Source organism: Neobacillus sp. PS3-34 (assembly GCF_030915465.1).
Taxonomy (GTDB): Bacteria; Bacillota; Bacilli; order Bacillales; family Cytobacillaceae; genus Neobacillus_A.
In genome coordinates, this window is sequence record NZ_CP133267.1 from 1,479,699 (window position 1) to 1,496,591 (window position 16,893).

Annotated in this window: 19 protein-coding genes, 3 pseudogenes and 2 riboswitches; of the genes and pseudogenes, 8 read left to right on the top strand and 14 right to left on the bottom strand. The window is 40.8% G+C overall.

Translation table 11 applies throughout. The annotated features are described in order from the left end of the window. Positions 1 to 46: 46 nt before the first annotated feature. Positions 47 to 150: riboswitch (SAM riboswitch) on the bottom strand. Between the two features lie 135 nt (positions 151 to 285). Then, positions 286 to 388, top strand: a riboswitch (SAM riboswitch). Between the two features lie 59 nt (positions 389 to 447). Both RCG23_RS07575 and RCG23_RS07580 read left to right on the top strand, forming a co-directional pair. Beyond that, positions 448 to 612: an alpha/beta hydrolase gene (locus RCG23_RS07575; RefSeq protein WP_308179229.1), complete on the top strand. Its 165-nt coding sequence runs from the start codon at positions 448 to 450 to the stop codon at positions 610 to 612. A 252-nt stretch (positions 613 to 864) separates the two neighbouring features. Continuing rightward, positions 865 to 1,218: an alpha/beta hydrolase gene (locus RCG23_RS07580; RefSeq protein ID WP_308179995.1), complete on the top strand. Its 354-nt coding sequence runs from the start codon at positions 865 to 867 to the stop codon at positions 1,216 to 1,218. Positions 1,219 to 1,225: 7 nt separating this feature from the next. On the opposite strand, the gene RCG23_RS07585 is transcribed toward RCG23_RS07580, so the two are convergent. Both RCG23_RS07585 and RCG23_RS07590 read right to left on the bottom strand, forming a co-directional pair. Further along, positions 1,226 to 1,831, bottom strand: coding sequence for an NAD-dependent epimerase/dehydratase family protein (locus RCG23_RS07585; RefSeq protein WP_308179230.1), 606 nt, complete (start codon positions 1,829 to 1,831; stop codon positions 1,226 to 1,228). After that, positions 1,812 to 2,225 (bottom strand): NAD-dependent epimerase/dehydratase family protein, encoded by a 414-nt coding sequence (locus RCG23_RS07590; protein ID WP_308179231.1) that lies wholly within the window; start codon positions 2,223 to 2,225, stop codon positions 1,812 to 1,814. Before RCG23_RS07590 ends, RCG23_RS07585 begins: the two co-directional genes overlap by 20 nt. Positions 2,226 to 2,455: 230 nt before the next feature. On the opposite strand from RCG23_RS07590, the gene RCG23_RS07595 reads away from it, so the two are divergent. From RCG23_RS07595 to RCG23_RS07620, 6 genes are all read left to right on the top strand, one after another. After that, positions 2,456 to 3,361, top strand: a complete 906-nt coding sequence (locus tag RCG23_RS07595) for an ArsR/SmtB family transcription factor (protein ID WP_308179232.1) — start codon at positions 2,456 to 2,458, stop codon at positions 3,359 to 3,361. After that, a complete protein-coding gene (locus RCG23_RS07600; protein ID WP_308179233.1) occupies positions 3,358 to 3,576 on the top strand; it encodes a hypothetical protein in 219 nt (72 codons plus the stop codon). The genes RCG23_RS07595 and RCG23_RS07600 overlap by 4 nt, the downstream gene beginning before the upstream one ends. A gap of 17 nt (positions 3,577 to 3,593) precedes the next feature. Next, positions 3,594 to 3,839 (top strand): MFS transporter, encoded by a 246-nt coding sequence (locus RCG23_RS07605; RefSeq protein ID WP_308179234.1) that lies wholly within the window; start codon positions 3,594 to 3,596, stop codon positions 3,837 to 3,839. A 125-nt stretch (positions 3,840 to 3,964) separates the two neighbouring features. Further along, complete coding sequence (locus RCG23_RS07610) at positions 3,965 to 4,585, top strand: MFS transporter (protein ID WP_308179235.1); 621 nt, start codon at positions 3,965 to 3,967, stop codon at positions 4,583 to 4,585. Between the two features lie 47 nt (positions 4,586 to 4,632). Continuing rightward, on the top strand, positions 4,633 to 5,085 hold the full coding sequence (locus tag RCG23_RS07615) for an OsmC family protein (protein WP_308179236.1): 453 nt from the start codon (positions 4,633 to 4,635) through the stop codon (positions 5,083 to 5,085). Beyond that, positions 5,072 to 5,377: a hypothetical protein gene (locus RCG23_RS07620; protein ID WP_308179237.1), complete on the top strand. Its 306-nt coding sequence runs from the start codon at positions 5,072 to 5,074 to the stop codon at positions 5,375 to 5,377. Before RCG23_RS07615 ends, RCG23_RS07620 begins: the two co-directional genes overlap by 14 nt. Positions 5,378 to 5,437: 60 nt before the next feature. Here the strand turns inward: RCG23_RS07620 and RCG23_RS07625 are convergent, their stop codons facing one another. The 12 genes and pseudogenes from RCG23_RS07625 to fdhF form a co-directional block, all read right to left on the bottom strand. Continuing rightward, positions 5,438 to 6,133, bottom strand: coding sequence for an alpha/beta hydrolase family protein (locus tag RCG23_RS07625; protein ID WP_308179238.1), 696 nt, complete (start codon positions 6,131 to 6,133; stop codon positions 5,438 to 5,440). Continuing rightward, positions 6,061 to 7,239, bottom strand: coding sequence for a hypothetical protein (locus RCG23_RS07630; protein ID WP_308179239.1), 1,179 nt, complete (start codon positions 7,237 to 7,239; stop codon positions 6,061 to 6,063). Before RCG23_RS07630 ends, RCG23_RS07625 begins: the two co-directional genes overlap by 73 nt. 47 nt (positions 7,240 to 7,286) lie before the next feature. Continuing rightward, positions 7,287 to 8,696: a M20/M25/M40 family metallo-hydrolase gene (locus RCG23_RS07635; RefSeq protein WP_308179240.1), complete on the bottom strand. Its 1,410-nt coding sequence runs from the start codon at positions 8,694 to 8,696 to the stop codon at positions 7,287 to 7,289. A 296-nt stretch (positions 8,697 to 8,992) separates the two neighbouring features. Continuing rightward, positions 8,993 to 9,295 carry a zinc-binding metallopeptidase family protein gene (locus RCG23_RS07640; RefSeq protein ID WP_308180189.1) on the bottom strand — a complete coding sequence of 101 codons (303 nt, stop codon included), beginning with the start codon at positions 9,293 to 9,295 and terminating at the stop codon, positions 8,993 to 8,995. Beyond that, entirely contained in the window at positions 9,216 to 9,539 is a 324-nt protein-coding gene (locus RCG23_RS07645) for a peptidase dimerization domain-containing protein (protein ID WP_374049814.1), read from the bottom strand. Before RCG23_RS07645 ends, RCG23_RS07640 begins: the two co-directional genes overlap by 80 nt. Then, positions 9,536 to 10,264: a M20/M25/M40 family metallo-hydrolase gene (locus RCG23_RS07650; RefSeq protein WP_308179243.1), complete on the bottom strand. Its 729-nt coding sequence runs from the start codon at positions 10,262 to 10,264 to the stop codon at positions 9,536 to 9,538. The genes RCG23_RS07645 and RCG23_RS07650 overlap by 4 nt, the downstream gene beginning before the upstream one ends. A 142-nt stretch (positions 10,265 to 10,406) precedes the next feature. Then, positions 10,407 to 11,385: pseudogene (locus RCG23_RS07655) on the bottom strand (zinc-binding dehydrogenase). Positions 11,386 to 11,605: 220 nt separating this feature from the next. Beyond that, a complete protein-coding gene (gene fdhD / locus RCG23_RS07660; RefSeq protein ID WP_374049815.1) occupies positions 11,606 to 12,421 on the bottom strand; it encodes a formate dehydrogenase accessory sulfurtransferase FdhD in 816 nt (271 codons plus the stop codon). Then, positions 12,418 to 12,763, bottom strand: a pseudogene (locus RCG23_RS07665) (DUF2294 domain-containing protein). The gene fdhD and the pseudogene RCG23_RS07665 overlap by 4 nt, the downstream one beginning before the upstream one ends. Beyond that, positions 12,738 to 13,193, bottom strand: a complete 456-nt coding sequence (locus tag RCG23_RS07670; protein WP_308179244.1) for a phosphate-starvation-inducible PsiE family protein — start codon at positions 13,191 to 13,193, stop codon at positions 12,738 to 12,740. Before RCG23_RS07670 ends, RCG23_RS07665 begins: the two are co-directional and overlap by 26 nt. 36 nt (positions 13,194 to 13,229) lie before the next feature. Continuing rightward, entirely contained in the window at positions 13,230 to 13,706 is a 477-nt protein-coding gene (locus RCG23_RS07675; RefSeq protein ID WP_308179245.1) for a helical membrane plugin domain-containing protein, read from the bottom strand. A 92-nt stretch (positions 13,707 to 13,798) separates the two neighbouring features. Beyond that, positions 13,799 to 16,759 (bottom strand): annotated as a pseudogene (gene fdhF / locus RCG23_RS07680) (formate dehydrogenase subunit alpha). Positions 16,760 to 16,893 lie beyond the last annotated feature (134 nt).

Genomic DNA, 16,893 nt, shown 5'->3' on the forward strand with positions numbered 1-16,893 from the left:
CTTCTCAGTTAAGAAGAGGTTTGCAGTCGTAAGGAATACTTCACTCTTCTTATCTTTCAGGATTCACTCCTGCTGGAATTGGCACAGTGCTCATTCGAGTCTGCTGCCGAGGTTTCGTTGGGCCATACCCTCCACCTCTCTTGATAAGAATCAATTTTATAAGGTTTTAAATCTAAAATTAAATCTAAGGCATGATTTAAAGAATGTCAATTAAAAAGTTGACTATTTCAAAAATTTAATGTTAACATCATTTTATTAAATTATTTTAAACCTTTAAATTCATATAAATTATCAAGAGTGAACGAGAGATCTGGCTCCGTGACTTCACAGCAACCTGCTAAATGCAAGGTGCTCCCACCAGCAAAGCTAATGCTTTGGTTGATAAAAGTGTCCGTGCACTCTTTTTGCAGCCAAAGCAAAAAGAGTTTTTTATTTGGAGGAGATTTTATGGAAAAAGCGTATCCAGTGATCGCAGGGGCGGAATCATTCTTTTTTCAGGGAAACGAAATCGGTATTCTCATTTGCCACGGCTTTAATGCGACTCCCCAGAGTGTCCGTTTCCTTGGTGAGCAGTTCGCAAGAGCGGGCCTTACCGTATATGGCCTCGTCTAAAAGGCCATGGTACCCACTTTCTTGAAATGGAACAATGCCATTTTGAAGTTTGGATAGATTCACTTTTTCAAGCCTACGATTATTTGAGGACATTCTGTAGGGAAATTTATTTGATCGGTCAATCAATGGGCGGGCTATCTGGCCTTAGAACTGGCCAGCAGAGGAATTCCCCTTGATGGAATTATCACTATAAATGCAGCCCTGTCCGTACCTGGTTATGAGAGGAACTCTGAAGAAACTGTACAAAGGTACATTCCTGAAGACGATCCTGATATTAATGCTAAAAATGTGCATGAAATTGTTTATGACACAGTCCCTGTTACGGCCATTCGGAATCTTCTTCAACTGGCGGCTCACACTAAAAATAAACTGTCCCTTGTGTCATGTCCTGCTTTAATTCTTAAATCAAAGGTGGATCATGTCGTTCCTCCAGAGAATTCAGATTTTATTTTTGAAAGAATCTCATCGGTCTTTAAAAGAATTGAAACTCTTGAAAATTCCTATCATGTTGCCTCAATGGATTATGATAAACAAAGTATTGTCGATGAAACCCTATTCTTTATAAAGTCAATCGCTGCTTCCTCTTCTATAATTAGCAAAATTTGATAATGGATTATCTTCTATTCGGGATATATCCTTCTTCTCTAAACCATTGGATCGTTCGTTCAATCGTTTCGTCTAAAGATAGAGTACTGGTAAAGCCTAGCTCAGTTTCTGATTTTTTCCCCTCTAAAAATTGTCCTAAAGCCATAATCGCGACTGTGGTGGAATTTAGCTTTGCTTCTTTTCCACCTGTTAGCTTTTGTTTTGTTTCAAAAAGAAAAGCCAATAATTTGGCAATTGGAAGGGGAATCCGTTTTGATGGAGGATTCACTCCTGCGCTAACAGCAATATTCCGGGTCAAATCACTCATGGAAATGTTCGTTCCCGTAAATAAATATCGTTCCCCTGCTCTTCCCTTTTCCGCGGCAAGAACAATCCCTTTGCCGGCATCACCTGCATAAATCACGTTTCGATTTCCTTCAATATAAGCTGGCATGGATTCCTTGGCAATTTCTACAACGAGCCTTCCCGTCGAGGGACCGTAATCATACTCTCCAAAACACATCGTCGGAATGGCAATCACCACTGGCAACCCTTCTTTAGCCTTCTCTCTTGCCAACCAATCCAGTTCATATTTCACCTGTAAATAAGGCGTTTTATTTTGGCCGTGATTCATAGATCAGTTTTTCCGTTCCTGGCTCTCCGTCCAAACTTTTAGGTAAAGCAATCGCGGCACCGAGGTATACAATTTTCTTTAGATGTACCATTTTACATGCATCATAGAAAATTTCCATCTGATTATTCGCAACAATTACTTCCTCTTTCCAATGTCTTGGTTCTGTAGGATAATAAGCTCCGCAATGGATGACTGCATCAATATCCTGTAATCCCCCTGCAATGCTGGAAGAATTGTTAAAATCAATTATACGATCGATATAATTTAAATCGCTGATCCTTTTGAGATTAGAAGTTTTTCTTCGTAGGACGACTAATTCGTGCCCTTTTTCAAGGACTGCTTTAGCTGTATGATGACCAATCATTCCTGTCGCCCCGATGACCGCAATTTTCATTTTTCTTCACCTTCCCAGAAATCATCCGTTTAAACACTTAAACATAATAATGACATTATCATATAATTCAAAAGCCCCCCTCGTCAATCTAGGCTAATTTTTTTGCAGAACTTGATCGCAACGAATAATTTCTAGGAGGACAAAAATGTTAATTATTGACTTATTTATCGCTGTTCTATAAAATTATAACTTAATTAGTTATAAAATTTTAGAACTGGGTGATTTGAGTTATGTACAAAATAGAATTGGATTTCGCTCCTGCGTATGAGTTGATTACCAGCTTATACTTTTATATTAATAAAGACCGATTGAAAATTTATGAACTCGGCACTGAATGGAAAAAGAAAGTAGATGAAAGACTTAGACCAGCGTTTAAGGAAACTTTAAAAGATAAGCGCCTTGAGGTTCTTCATCGTATCAGCCTGCTCGTTCACAAGTGTCCTGGAAAGAGAACGCCAGAAAACTTTATAAATTGGTTTAAGGAATTATCTCCTTCTGAATTGTATGACTGCATGCTTCCCTGGGTACAGTCTGTTCCAAGAGATATGCTTGACTTGCATGAACATTTGGTTTACCTGTTTCATGAATGGAATGAACAATATTTCAGGCATATTGATTCAAATATCCTTGAAGCTCTGGAACAAGATGCAAGGGATAAAGAAGCCCTGCTGAATACAATGAATGCTGATGATATCGTGGAATATAGTACGAACGGAATTAGCATTCAATCGGAGCGTATACAAAAAATTCTTCTGGTCCCTCAATACCATTATGCTCCTTCAAGTGTCATTGATTATTATGACGGGTTTATAACCTGCTTATATCCTATTGAGCTTGAAGAAAATACCCCATTTATAAAGAAAAGGGTGACTCATTACTTTAATAGTTTGTCAGATCCAAATCGGATTTTAGTTCTTAAGAGTCTTTATTCAAAACAACGAACCTTTAAGGAGCTGGCGGAAATAACTAAATTGGCGAAGAGCAATTTGCATTATCATCTTGCCATGCTCAGGTCTGCCGGGCTAATTAGAGCACATCATTCAAGTGAAAGAGTTGAAAGCTACAGTCTTCGATTAGAAACGGTAGATAGTATGCAAAATAAATTGCTCTCTTACATTACGGAAGAACGCTTATGAGAAAAGGTGCATGGAATGGTTTTCATCCTGTTGTAAAAATGATGCTCATTGGATCGTTCCTTACAAATGTAGGGAACGGCATGATTGTTCCTTATTTTGCTATTTATCTAGGGAAATATACGAATCTTACAATAGCCCAAATAGGATTCATTATAGGGGCTAGTTCTTTGGCGGCGATGTTTGGTGGGTTTTTAGGGGGGCAACTTCAGATTTAATCGGAAGAAGAAAAGTAATGGTTGCTTCTTTATTCTTTTCTGCTTTCATTCTGTTTGGTTTTGCTCTCCATTCCTTTCCTATCGTGCTAATGATATTAACCATTATTAAAGGATTTACAATATCGTTTTTTGATCCTTGTTCCAAGGCCTTGATTGGAGATTTGACGGAGAGTAAAAAGCGGCTTAAAGTATTCTCGATGAAATATTTTTGTGGGAATCTGGGGTTTGCTATTGGCCGATTATCGGTACCATTTGGGGGTTAAAAGCCGCTAGCACAGTTCCATTTTATATTTCTTTTGTTATTTTTCTAACATATAGCATCCTGCTTAATACTCTTTTAATTAAATATAAAAGTAATGGTAATCCGGAGCCACAAAAGAAGGTAACGATGAAAGAGTCCATTAAGGCACTGGCAAAAGACAAGGTTCTATTTTTATTCCTGCTTGGAGGGATACTGGCTACAACAGTACATGGCCAATTTTCGGTCACTCTTTCCCAATATTTTTATGAGGATTTTAAACAAGGACTGAAATTTTTAGGGATTTTATGGTCTTCCCATTCACTTGTTATCATTTTTTTAAGCATTCCCATATCAAGGTACATGGAAAAAAAATCACCTTTACATTCTATCTCAATAGGAACCCTCATGTTTGCTACAGGAATTGTAGGGTTTTGGTTATCTTTTAATTTTCTAACCTTATTATTTTCGATGATTGTTTTTACAATAGGGGAAACTTTTCTTATCCCTGCGGAATATGCCATAATTGATGAAATAACTCCTGATAATATCAGAGGAAGCTATTACGGGGCGGTTAGCTTTACAACGCTCGGTTCATTTATCGGACCTGGATTATCAGGCTTGCTGTTAACTGTATTTAATAGCCATATTATGTTTTTATTTTTACTAATCGTTTCTCTCTTTAGTATCTTATTTTATTTGTGGGGGATCCACTTAAATTTGAAAAAGCATCAAATTCAACCTCGTTTTTCCCCTGAAAATACGAATTAATATCTTTACTGCATGCATTTAACTTTAAATACTGGAAGGAAGATAGAATGGCAGAGCACCGATTTCATTTAAAAGCAAACTGGCCGGGTTTGAGAAACGATGTAGGAACTATCGAAGCAGGTAATTTAATTACAAAGGTATCGATCCCGCCGGAAATGGATGGTCCCGGCATAGGTACCAATCCAGATGAAATGCTACTAGGGGCTGCGGCAACCTGTTATATTATTACACTCGCTGCGATGATGGAACGGAGTCATTTGCAGAAACAACAATTAACAATGGAATCGGAAGGAATTGTTGATGTGACTCGTGGAGTTATTACTTATAAAAGAATTACTCATCACCCTCTTATTGTTTTAAAGCATGACGCGAGTGAAAAAGACCATGAACTGGCACAAACACTGGCTGAAAAAGCCGAAAAATCCTGCATGATTAGCCGGGCGCTTCAAGGCAATGTAATTATTGAAGTCAAGCCTGCTATCATGAATGGATCCTTATAATGGACCAGGAACAAAAGGCGCAAGCGCCCTGGTTAGCCCCGACAGGCATAAGACGAATCACGCAGTCATCCTCGGAAAAGCTATCGCTTTTCCTTCGTGCGATGCGGATGCTTCCGAAGTGTTCCTTGTCCTGATTTCTGGAGTGATTTGGCTTATGACCCCGAGCTGCTCCAAGCATCACCTAAAGGTCATGCTTGGAGCAAGATATTCAAAGGTGCTATTCAAAGGTGAAAACTGGCTGGGTGCTGGAGCTAGATTAATACAACTTGTAGAAGTTATTCACATCATTTAATTTTATAATTTCCTAGACGACAAAAAAGCAGCCCACAAGTGGGCTGCTCCTCTTTAAGGACTACTCAACCACAGTCGTTGCAACCTTCCCAATGTATTCATCAAGGAAGTCAGCCACACCGGTATAGGCAGTAATATTATTCTTAAGCTTCACAAAGAAATGCCCTTCATCTTCAAACCGGATGTATTTAACAGGGTGGTTTCTGCTATTTAATTCATCTACAATTTGCTCTGTTTCTTCTATTGGCACCCGCGGGTCGTTTGCTCCGTGAAGTACCATAACTGGGCATTGAATGTCTTTTGTGCGATGGAGCGGGTCAATCTCATCAAAGAAATCGCCATCATTTTCAATGCTGCCATACTCGTCTTCTCTAAGCTTACGGCGCCATACACTGGTGTTTTCCAGGAACGTCCTGAAGCTGGATATTCCGACGATATCGATCGCCGCAGACCATAATTCCGGATAATGGGTAATAGCTGCGAGAACCATAAATCCTCCATAGCTGCGCCCCATTACAGCAATTTTATCAGGGTCCGCATTACCTTCCTCTTTAAGCCACTTCACAAGGGCAGTCAAATCCTTAACAGAATCCATCCTTTTTCTGGCATCATCCAAATGGGTATAGCTTTTCCCGTAACCTGTGCTCCCTCTTACATTTGGGGTGCATACCGCATACCCCCGACTCAGGAAATATTGTAGGAAAGGATTATAAACCGCGCGAATTTGAGATTCCGGACCTCCATGGACAAATACCACAACTGGCAGCTTGCCGTCAGCATTTTTGGCCTGTAATAAAAGGCAGGAACTTCAAGATTATCGAACGATTTAAAGGTTATGAGCACCGGTTCAATCAACTGTTCTTCCACAACAGGCAATCGAGAAACATACGTCACCCTGGAAGATTGATAGGTTTTTAGGTCAAGCTCCCAAATATCAGAAGGCTGAGCTGCTCCATTAAACACATAAGCGAGCTTCTTGTTATCAGGTGAAAACGTCATGTCTGTGATAACCCCATCCGGAGTCTCCCACCTGCTAAAAGAATGCTTTTCTATATCATAAATAATGCCCTTTGACATTCCGCTTACATTAACTGAATAGGCCAGCAACTTATTATCAGGGGAAATCTTTAAATCCTCTAAGTCCCATTCCCTTTGGTCGATCCATTTTAATTCCTTCGCAGCGATATGGAGTGCTGCCAGGCCTGTGAATTCACGTCCTTTATTTGTTAAAACATACAGTTCGCTGCCATCAGTGCTGAACTGGGGATCTTCAAATTTCGCTTCCTCTTCATGAAGTGTCAGCCATGATAGTTCTCCAGTATTTACATCCAGCAATCCCAAATCATTATCAAGGTTAGAATTAACCTTTTCAATTAAAAGCGATTGCCCGTCTGGAGACCACTTCATCACATGATACATCCCGTCCCCCAAAAACACCTGCTTGATTTCAAGTGTCTCAAGGTTCTGAACATAAATATCAAAGTAAGCAGCATGTCTTCTGTTGCTTGCCCATGCAATCCAGGTTCCATCAGGAGAACTGCCTCCATATTGGTGGATATGGTCTAATGAGTCTGTAAGCGGCTGCAGTTCACCGTCACCATTTAATAAAAATAACTGCTGTTTTTCATTTACTCCAACATCCATTCCAATAATGCGCTTAGAGGTTCCTGCTATGTAGCTGACAAACATAATTCTTTCTTCCGTGAAGGAACTTTGTGATGGCCATCCTCCGTTAACATTAAGTTCCCACACCTGCGGTAGGCCAGTGTAATCCGTAATAAAACTAATTCTACTGCCATCAGGATGATATGCAGGCTGTCTTGCCGTACGAACATGTAAAAAGGGCTGTATTCCGATACTCATTTATTCTCCCCTTCTCTACTGCTTAATTTCTTATCTCAAACTGATAGTTATGCTTCAATGCTTTCGTGTGTTTCCTTGAGTGCAGAAGCGAAACCGGACAGCATATAAGCCATATGGACAATCCCCTGTTCAAAATCTTCAAGGCGGATTGATTCATTTGGAGCATGTGCCTTGGATTGGATCCAGCCTACTCCTGTGCTGACGATTGGAAGCTGCAGCTGTGCACCGAATTCAAACATTGGTCCAGTACCGGCAGAATTTGGAGCGAGTACGGTTCCAGCTGGGTATACTTCGTTTGCGGTGTCAATTACATGTTTTACAAACGGATGTTTATAATTTGATCGGTAAGCTTTTTGGCCATTTACAAGAGTTGCCTCTATATCATGGAATCCGTGTTTTTGCAGGTGCTTTTTAATGCATTCCAAAATATGATCCGGGTCCTGCCCAGGTACCAATCGGCAATCTATTTTAGCCTTCGCATTTTTTGGAAGAACGGTTTTGGTTCCATCACCGGTATATCCGCTGACTAGACCACAGATCGTCATTGTCGGATGAAAAACCATTGCTTCTCTTGGATCCTGGCCTTTAACCGCCGTAATAAGAGGCCGCTTTAATCCATAAAGCTTGCTTACTGCCTCTTCATCGAAAGGCAGAGCTTGGACCGCTTGCTTTTCTTCCTCAGTCGGCGGGATTATACCTTCATAAAAGCCTTCTACTAAAATTTCATTCTCTTGATTTTTCATTGTTGCGAGAGCCTGAACCAATCTCCATGCTGCATTATCTACATAGGCTCCAACCGAGGAGTGCATGTCAATATCCGCACCCTTGCAGCTAAGCTCTAAATACGCCATTCCTTTTATTCCAGCAACCATATTGATTCTTTCTTCGGCGTCTTTTCCGCCAAATTCCCAAATACAAGCATCAGCCTTAAATAATTCCTTATATTCTCTCAAATACGGAGCAAGACTCGGACTTCCAATTTCTTCTTCGCCTTCTATTAAAAATTTAATATTGCAAGGCAGCCCGCCACCTGCTTTTTGCAGAACTTTAATTGCAGTCAAACGGGCAACCAAATCACCTTTATTATCGGCAACTCCTCTGGCAAAAAGAACACCATCTTTAATCACAGGACTAAACGGTTCTGAATTCCATTCATCCAAAGGATCAGGAGGCTGAACATCATAATGATTATAAAATAATAATGTTTTAGTATCATCACCCTTTTCACCAGCTTCGAAACTTGCATAAACTACCGGATTTCCCCCTAAATTATCCAGCACCTGCGCCTCACCGCCAGCATCATGAACCATTTTCACAACATATTCGACTGTTTCCGGGATAGCAGTTCCTTGAGCAGAGATCGTCGGAAATGATAAATATTCCTTTAAAATTTCAACAGAATCCGTAACTAACTCTTTCGTATAAAGTCTTAGCTCGTCCAATTGTGGATTAACCATCAAAACAGCCTCCTAATAAAATATAATATTATTATTATTTCGGTATTCGAAGAAAAATTCCTTTGTATTTTCTAAATATTTTGCAAAAAGAACAAAAGACGCAAGCGCCCTGTTTAGCCCCGACAGGCATAAGACGAATCACGCAGGAAATCCTGATTTCTGGAGTGATTTGGCTTATGACCCCGAGGGGCTGGGAGCTGGAGCTAGATTAATACAACTTGTAGAAGTTTTCCACATCATTTAATTTTATAATTTCCTAGACGACAAAAAAGGCAGGAATCCTGCCTCCTTATAATCTATTTTTTTGTCAGCAGCGGTTGGCTTACATTTTCCACTCCGACCAGTCCAAGCATTGTTAAAAATATCTTTTGAACACCATAAAAGGCATCCTTCGGATTATAGTATTCCTCTAAAGTATGACAGCCGCCAAACTCACCGCCACCTCCAAGTGTCACGGCAGGAATGCCTAAACTAATTGGTACATTCGAATCCGTACTGCTTGGGTCATCTAAAATCGGCTCAAACCCAAGTACATTTGCAGAAGCCAGGGAAGCTTGAACAATGATGCTGTCTTCTGGCTGTGAACCCGCCGGTGTCACCGACTAGTTTAATGTCAACTTGAATTTGATCGGTATCCCATCGTTTATTTTCCTCTTCAGCCGCTTTTTTTAGAATGGTAATGACCTGGTCCTCTAGTTCTGTTAATGCAACAGGAGAAACAGACCGCATATCAATAAGCATATTAGCACTCGCTGAAATCGTATTGACTGACGTTCCACCATTGATGGTTCCAACATTAAACGTTGTCTTTGGATCATTTGGAGTTTGAATGTCACTTATCATCGCAACCGCTCTTCCCAAAGCGTGGATTGCACTTGGAGTTCCAAAATCCCCAAAACTATGTCCGCCAGGCCTGTGTAGGTTACTCTGTATCTGCGGCTTCCTGTGGCAAGGTAAGTAATACGTTCAGGACTGCCAGGTTCTATCGAAATAAAGCCATCGATATCCAGATTTTTCTCGAAAAGCGCCTTAACCCCATTTAAATCGCCTAGTCCTTCTTCACCAACAGTAGCGCCAAAGATGATGTCCCCTTCAGTATGTATATCAGCTTTTTCAATAGCCCTTAAAAGGGTAAGAACAGCCGCTAACCCTCTTCCATTATCAGAAATTCCTGGTGCATAAATCCTCCCATCCCGCTCTTTTGCTACAACGTCCGTTCCTTCAGGAAACACGGTGTCAAGGTGAGAGGAAACAACCAGCTTTGGCCCTATTCCCTTTCCTCGCCGAATGCCAAATACATTTCCTTGACTATCTATCTCTACATTCTCCAAACCATACTCTACTAACCTTTGCTTATAATCCAGACCGCGTTCCTGCTCCTGAAAAGTCGGGGCAGCTATAGCCGTAATGGAGATTTGCTCGGCTGTGGTATTTTTGTTATCTTCCTTAAGGAAATCCAGCCCTATCCTTACCTTTGAGTCACTTAATAATTTTTCAAAGATTTTATTTGTTTCATCCGAGATTAGTTCCAATGCTTTTTTACCAGTGTTTATTGCACTATTGCCCATTCTTCCAATCCCCTTTTTAAAAATTAGATGTGCCTTCAATTATATTCTAACAATTCTTAAAATTAAATAAAAGAAATGGTTCCTAGTAAACAAAACAAAAAACAAGCCTCTGTTTTTAATGGAGGCTTGTTCATTTTATAGTTTATTCTATTTTAGCGACAATTTTCCCTTTCACGTGCCGCTCAGAAAGTCGTACCAATGCCTGCGGGATATCTTCCAAGGTAATAATTTCTTGAAGCATCGGGGAAACTGCTTTTTGTTCAACTAACGCAAGAAGCTCATTTCCCATTTCCGCCAAATTCTCCAATGCGACCGGATCGTTGGATTGATGCGCCGCACCCAGCGCTACTTCATGATAGGAAGGTGATTTTGTAAACGGATTGATTACAGTGAAATCAGGAGGCCTGCAATAAAGGCAATATGTCCTCCAAAGGCAAGAACATCCAATGAATCCGTCGCACTCTGCCTGCTGACAGTATCAAGGACTGCGTCTACTCCTCGGCCATTTGTCAGTTCCATTACTTTTGCCTTGAAGTCCTCATTTCGATAATCGATTACATAATCAGCGCCCAGCGATTTAACGTAATCATGATTGTGAGAAGAGGCTGTTGAAAAAACTGTCAGACCCGCATGCCTTGCAAGCTGGACTGCAAAACCTCCAACTCCACCTGCACCGCCATGAATAAGGATGGTTTTAAAATGCTGAAGAGGCAGCTTTCGATTTAGGGCTTGATAGGCAGTATAACCAGCAGTCGGTAAAGCAGCCGCTTCCTCAAATGATATGGCATCCGGGATTTTTGAAACACTTTTTGCCGTAGTGACAGCAAATTCCGCAAAACCGCCTTTTTTAGTCAAGTCACCATGATAAACAACCCGATCGCCTTTGTTCCAATCTGTCACGCCTTCACCTATAGCTGCCACCGTTCCCGCAACATCCAACCCTAAGATATGAGGATATGACCAGTTGGGGTTCCCGCCAGTTGCCGTTTTGTAATCAACAGGATTGAGCTCACTGCATGCACTTCGACCAATAGCTCCCCTTTTGCCGGCGATGGCATCTCAGCATCTTTTATAATCATCTCTTTCCATTGATCCTTATCTTGCAGCAATAATGCTTTCATTCATTTTTCCTCCTGTGCATTAGATGATATATAAGATTTATTTAGTATGTATTTCATCAGATAAATCATTCTTTGAGATAAAAACATTACTTGTACATACAAATATTAAAGGAGCCTATTTTTAAAATCAACTAACTAAATCGGAGGTTTATATAATAGTTGATAAACTTAAAGAGCAGTAATGTTCACTGCTCTTGGGGATTCATATACTCATAGCTCATTATTCCTTTAAACCCTCCACAATTCTCCAATCATGGGTATAAATATTGAAGCTTTGATTCCGGATAAATCCAACGGTCGTGATTCCCAGCTTGTTTGCCATTTCAAGAGCGAGCTCAGTCGGAGCAGACTTTGAGAGGACTATGCAGCATCCCATTTTGGAGGCTTTAATTAAAATCTCACTCGATATGCGACCGCTGAATACGAGAACCTTATCATCAGTAGATATTGAGTTTTTCACACAGTGTCCATACAATTTATCAAGGGCATTATGTCTTCCGATATCCATTCGCAATAGCTGCAGCCCATCACTCCCACATAAAACTGCATTATGGACTCCGCCTGTCCTCATAAAGGTGGATGCCTGTTCCTGCAATACCTCCATCATCGAAATACAATCTTTTGGGGTTAATGTCAGATTGATATGATGCAGTTTTTTCACTGTGAGTGCATCGTTAACAAAATAAAAGCCTTGTCGGGACATACCGCAGCATGAGGTTATATATCTTTTGGACCGGAATTGTTCATACAAATCAGGTTTATTTTTAACAGTGACATGAGCAAAACCACGCCCTTCTTCAATCCATAAATCATCGATATCATTAATATTTTTTATCACATTCTCCGATGCCAGAAACCCGATGACCATGTCCTCCAAGTATTCCGGTGTACAGACAAGTGTTGCAAATTCTTCCTGGTTCAATTTAATGGTGATTGGAAATTCAGTTACGATTGTGTCGTCGACTTTCAATAATTCCCCATCTTGAAAACGAGTAATCGTAAAAGTGGTTTCATTCTGGAGTTCGATATTACTCACCTCTCGATCGGCTGCTCAAACACAAAGACCGACATTGCGATATCTTCCTCTATGTTGATGTCTGAAAATAATTGAACCATTTTTGATCCTATTAACTCTTCCAGTTCAACTGGACTATGCTTTTTATAATAATCCTGAATCATTTTTGTTCTTGCCCTGTGTATCTGTTCAAAACCTTCAGGGCTGTGCATAATGAATTTTTCGACCGGAGTCAGATTGCCCTTTAAGGTTGTGATCGCCATATTATCAACAAAAATGGTTTTTATGGAGTCGCCCTTTTCCAAATAAATCTTTTCTCACCTTACGAACAATCTCGTTAAATTGATGCTCCTTTTTGCTCATCTCTTTTCCTCCTTTTTGCCTTAAGGTAACTGCGAAATCTCTTCTTTGAAGGAGTTAATAAAAGATAGCTGAAAATCAACAGAAGAATAACAATCGATAAAAGCAGGTTTTGAAAAGCATCTGAACGATTGACAATAATAAACCGTAGTGTTGCAGTAATTCCGATATAAATCAAATTTCGCAACTGAAAATATTCTCCGTTTTTAAAATAGGTAACAATCATCGTGAAAAAAGCAAAATAAAGAAAAAAGTTTACGACCTGCTCTAAAATCAAATGAACATCATTTGAATGGTAAATAGCCAAAACACCTATTGAATACGTTTGCCTGACCATTAAAAATCCCAAAAGAACAAGCAAGACAATCAAATTAAAACTTCTGACTGCCAGGGAAAACTTCGTCACAACGAATTTTAGTATACGGTTTTCCATGTAGTTTACCCTTTCTGATCATAAATAATTTCCTAATTATTTTAATCCTTCACCAATTCCCTTTAAAAGATTAATGCCAAATAAAATAGTACGATTAATATCGGGGTCCTTCATTGCTTTTAAAAGATCGATAACGCCTGCTTTTTGACCGCTTTTCAATCCATCCTCTGCTTTTTTCATGCCACTGGTAAGACCCGTTACTAATTTTTTCGTAAATTCCGGTTCCAGTTCACTTAATGCGCCTGCAGCTGCCATACCATTATTAATCATATTCGTGACCGGTGGGCGAACCATTTGATCAATCGCAATTTTTGCTACCTTTTCTTTTGCCTGCACCAATGATACGAATATCTCTAGGATTCCACTTTCATGTAGTTCCTGAATAAGTTCGATCGTTTGTTTCAATCCTGCAGAATTTTCTGCCGCAAAATGGACAAGTCCATCAACTGACTCCTGCTTTATTTGTTCATTTGATTTTTCATCCATTGCAATAGTAGAAATCGGTTTTCCCATTTTCTATTTCTCCCTTTTCCATCTAAGCTAAAGCAGCCTTCCGCCTCCATGCAACAGTGCGGAAGACGCTGCCTCCATCTTAAAAAGATGTTTTACTTTGAACCAGGTGCTACATATTCATTAATGACCGCAATCGGCTGATAGTCCTCACGTTCCCATTTCCGGAATACTTCTGCTCCCATTTGCGGGATTCGCTTGGCATTCCGAGGATTGAAGGATGGAAGAGGCGATTCCCCATCTGTTTTTAAAATTTCCATTCTGACGCGAGTCTGCTTATATGCCGGTGTATTTGTTTTAACATCGCCAGCGCTGCCGGTCAGTAAATTGACGGCTGTTTCGTGGCTGACCGAATGCATCGGCACGTAAAGTTCATTTCCTTGGACTCGATCTGTAATGGTAGTCCTCAATTTAATGGCTCCATATGGAGAGCTTAATCTTACTAGTGCCCCCTCTGTGAGGCCTCGTTCAGCTGCAAGCTGTGGTGAAACCTCCACGAACACTTCCGGCAGTTTATAAAGAAGTCCTTTTGATTTGTTGGTCAGGTTCCCCTCATGGAAATGCTCAAGCAAACGCCCGTTGTTTAGGATAAGGTCAAACTCCTTACCATATTCCACAGGCGGTACATAGTCTACCAAAGAAAAGACTGCCTTTTTATCAGGGAAATTGAAGCCATCTGTAAATAAAAGCGGAGTACTTTCGCCAGTGTTACTTCCCCAGATAAAGCTGTTCCAGCCATCAATCACTTCATAATTTGCACCAGAGAATATTGGGGCAAGGCTTGCCATTTCTTCAAAAATTTCTCCAGGATGCTGGTAATTCCATTCAGCTCCCATATAATTTGCAAGCTGCTGAATAATCCACCAATCCGGCTTGGAATTTTCAAGCGGTTCAAACACCTGATAAAGCCTTTGGACACGGCGTTCTGTATTTGTAAACGTGCCGTCTTTTTCCATTGATGGCGCAGCCGGAAGAATAACATCAGCAAACTGGGCTGTTTTCGTAAAGAAAACATCCTGGACAACAAAGAAGTCCAGCTTTGATAAAGTTTCATGGACATGGTTTGCATTGGAATCAATCCAAGCCATATCTTCTCCGACCAAATACATTGCCTTAAGCTCGCCAGCCTCAACTGCCTCAAGCATTTGAATATTATCCTTACCAGGCTTATTGGAGATTTCCACGCCGTATGCCTGTTCAAATTTATTGCGTGCATCATCATTTGTAATATGCTGGTAGCCTGGCAGCCACCCTGGAAGTGTACCCATATCACATGCGCCCTGGACATTATTATGGCCGCGCAGCGGGTAAGCTCCAGCACCTGGGCGCATATAATTGCCTGTCAGCAGCAGCAAGTTTGAGATGGCGGCTGAAGTATGGCTTCCGCCCACATTTTGCGTCACTCCCATGCCCCATAGGATACATGTACCATCCGCTTCATGAATCATTTTGGCAATATTCATAAGAGAATCTTTTGAGATGCCTGTTGTTTGTTCGGCATATTCCAATGTGAACTTTCTAAGATGCTTTTCATATTCATCATATTGATTGATATGATCGCGAATAAATTGTTCATCATGCCAGCCCTGGTCGTTCATATACTTCGCAACTGCACTTAGCCAAACAAAATCAGTACCCTGGTTAGGGTGGACAAATAGGTCCGCGCGTTCTGCCATTTCATGTTTGCGCAAATCGGAAACAATTAATTTTTGCCCATTGAGCTTCTGGGCTCTTTTTACACGTGTTGCTAGGACTGGATGCCCTTCCGTTGGATTTGCCCCAACGATAATGACAAGCCCTGCTTTTGCGATATCCAGGATCGTTCCGGAGTCTCCTCCGAATCCAACCGTTGACATTAACCCATCTGTCGCAGGTGATTGGCAATATCTTGAGCAATTGTCCACATTATTTGTGGTAAATACCTGACGGGCCAATTTCTGCATTAAATAATTCTCTTCGTTTGTAATTTTTGAAGAGGAAACAAAGCCAATTGCTTCGCTACCTTCGGTTGCCTGGATGGTGCCAAGCTTTTGTGAAATCAGTGTCAGTGCTTCATCCCATGATGCAGGGACAAATTGGTCACCTTTACGGATAAGTGGAGTCGTCAGCCTTTCTTCTGAGTTAACAAAGTCCCAGCCGAACTTCCCTTTCACACAGGTTGAAATGCTATTAACAGGTGCCTGTTCAACAGGCTCTATTTTTAGAATTTCGCGACCTTTTGTCCATACTTCAAAGGAGCAGCCTACGCCACAGAAAGTACATACTGTTTTAGTTTTCTTCGTCCTAGTTTCGCGCATTGCCGCTTCCACTTCAGAAATAGCAAAAATTCCGCTGTAGCTTGGTTCGACGGCTTTCACTAAATCTATCATTGGGGAGAGCATATTTTCTTTAATTCCGGACATGAAACCAGCATTACCGAGCATTGATTTTTCCATCAATGCGTTACAAGGGCAAACAGTAGAGCATTGTCCGCAGGACACACAGGAAGATTCATTGATGGATTTTCCTCCATCCCATAAAACGCGAGGCTGCTGGCTCTCCCAATCGATCATTAACGTTTCATTTACCTGTACATCCTGGCAAACCTCCACGCAGCGAGCAGCACAAAATACATTGATCCGGATCGTAACGGTAGAATGGATGTGATATATCCACATCATAGCCCTTTGGAGTAAACGGGCGTGTTTGATGCTCGACCCCAAGCTGCTCTGCGGTATTATGAACACGGCAATTGCCATTATTGTTATCGCAGACAGTACAGTAGAGCATGTGATTTTCAAGAATCCGGTCCATCGCTTCCATCTGGCCGATTTCGCCAGAGCAGAACTCGTCTTAATCTCCATGCCTTCTTCAAAGGAAGTGGAACATGCCCTCATCAGCTTGCCGTCAATTTCACACATACACGTATCGCATGTCTGGATTGGACCCGTAATTTCCGAATAACAAATATGTGGATGCTCGGTTCCTTCAGCTAATAAGTGATCTAAAATCCTGGTTCCTTCCTCTACTTCTTTTGTAACCCCATCGATTGAAACTGTAATCGTTTTAACTGTCATAATTAGACCCCCATAGAAATAAAAAAATCCATCACAAAACAATTATGTAAAGTACATAATTATTTCGTGATGGATGTATAGCAAGCATATATATACTTTTTACCAATCCGTCATTAATATAGCCAGGTAGCGCC

What these genes read in the sequence shown, in the direction of transcription:
- RCG23_RS07590 (WP_308179231.1), bottom strand. Translation starts at nt 2,225, where the DNA reads ATGAAAATTGCGGTCATCGGGGCGACAGGAATGATTGGTCATCATACA.
- RCG23_RS07670 (WP_308179244.1), bottom strand. Translation starts at nt 13,193, where the DNA reads ATGGAAAACCGTATACTAAAATTCGTTGTGACGAAGTTTTCCCTGGCA.
- RCG23_RS07620 (WP_308179237.1), top strand. Translation starts at nt 5,072, where the DNA reads ATGGATCCTTATAATGGACCAGGAACAAAAGGCGCAAGCGCCCTGGTT.
- RCG23_RS07585 (WP_308179230.1), bottom strand. Translation starts at nt 1,831, where the DNA reads ATGAATCACGGCCAAAATAAAACGCCTTATTTACAGGTGAAATATGAA.
- RCG23_RS07605 (WP_308179234.1), top strand. Translation starts at nt 3,594, where the DNA reads ATGGTTGCTTCTTTATTCTTTTCTGCTTTCATTCTGTTTGGTTTTGCT.
- RCG23_RS07635 (WP_308179240.1), bottom strand. Translation starts at nt 8,696, where the DNA reads ATGGTTAATCCACAATTGGACGAGCTAAGACTTTATACGAAAGAGTTA.
- RCG23_RS07645 (WP_374049814.1), bottom strand. Translation starts at nt 9,539, where the DNA reads ATGATAAGTGACATTCAAACTCCAAATGATCCAAAGACAACGTTTAAT.
- RCG23_RS07600 (WP_308179233.1), top strand. Translation starts at nt 3,358, where the DNA reads ATGAGAAAAGGTGCATGGAATGGTTTTCATCCTGTTGTAAAAATGATG.
- RCG23_RS07615 (WP_308179236.1), top strand. Translation starts at nt 4,633, where the DNA reads ATGGCAGAGCACCGATTTCATTTAAAAGCAAACTGGCCGGGTTTGAGA.
- RCG23_RS07610 (WP_308179235.1), top strand. Translation starts at nt 3,965, where the DNA reads ATGAAAGAGTCCATTAAGGCACTGGCAAAAGACAAGGTTCTATTTTTA.
- RCG23_RS07575 (WP_308179229.1), top strand. Translation starts at nt 448, where the DNA reads ATGGAAAAAGCGTATCCAGTGATCGCAGGGGCGGAATCATTCTTTTTT.
- RCG23_RS07595 (WP_308179232.1), top strand. Translation starts at nt 2,456, where the DNA reads ATGTACAAAATAGAATTGGATTTCGCTCCTGCGTATGAGTTGATTACC.
- RCG23_RS07650 (WP_308179243.1), bottom strand. Translation starts at nt 10,264, where the DNA reads ATGGGCAATAGTGCAATAAACACTGGTAAAAAAGCATTGGAACTAATC.
- RCG23_RS07630 (WP_308179239.1), bottom strand. Translation starts at nt 7,239, where the DNA reads ATGAGTATCGGAATACAGCCCTTTTTACATGTTCGTACGGCAAGACAG.
- RCG23_RS07675 (WP_308179245.1), bottom strand. Translation starts at nt 13,706, where the DNA reads ATGGGAAAACCGATTTCTACTATTGCAATGGATGAAAAATCAAATGAA.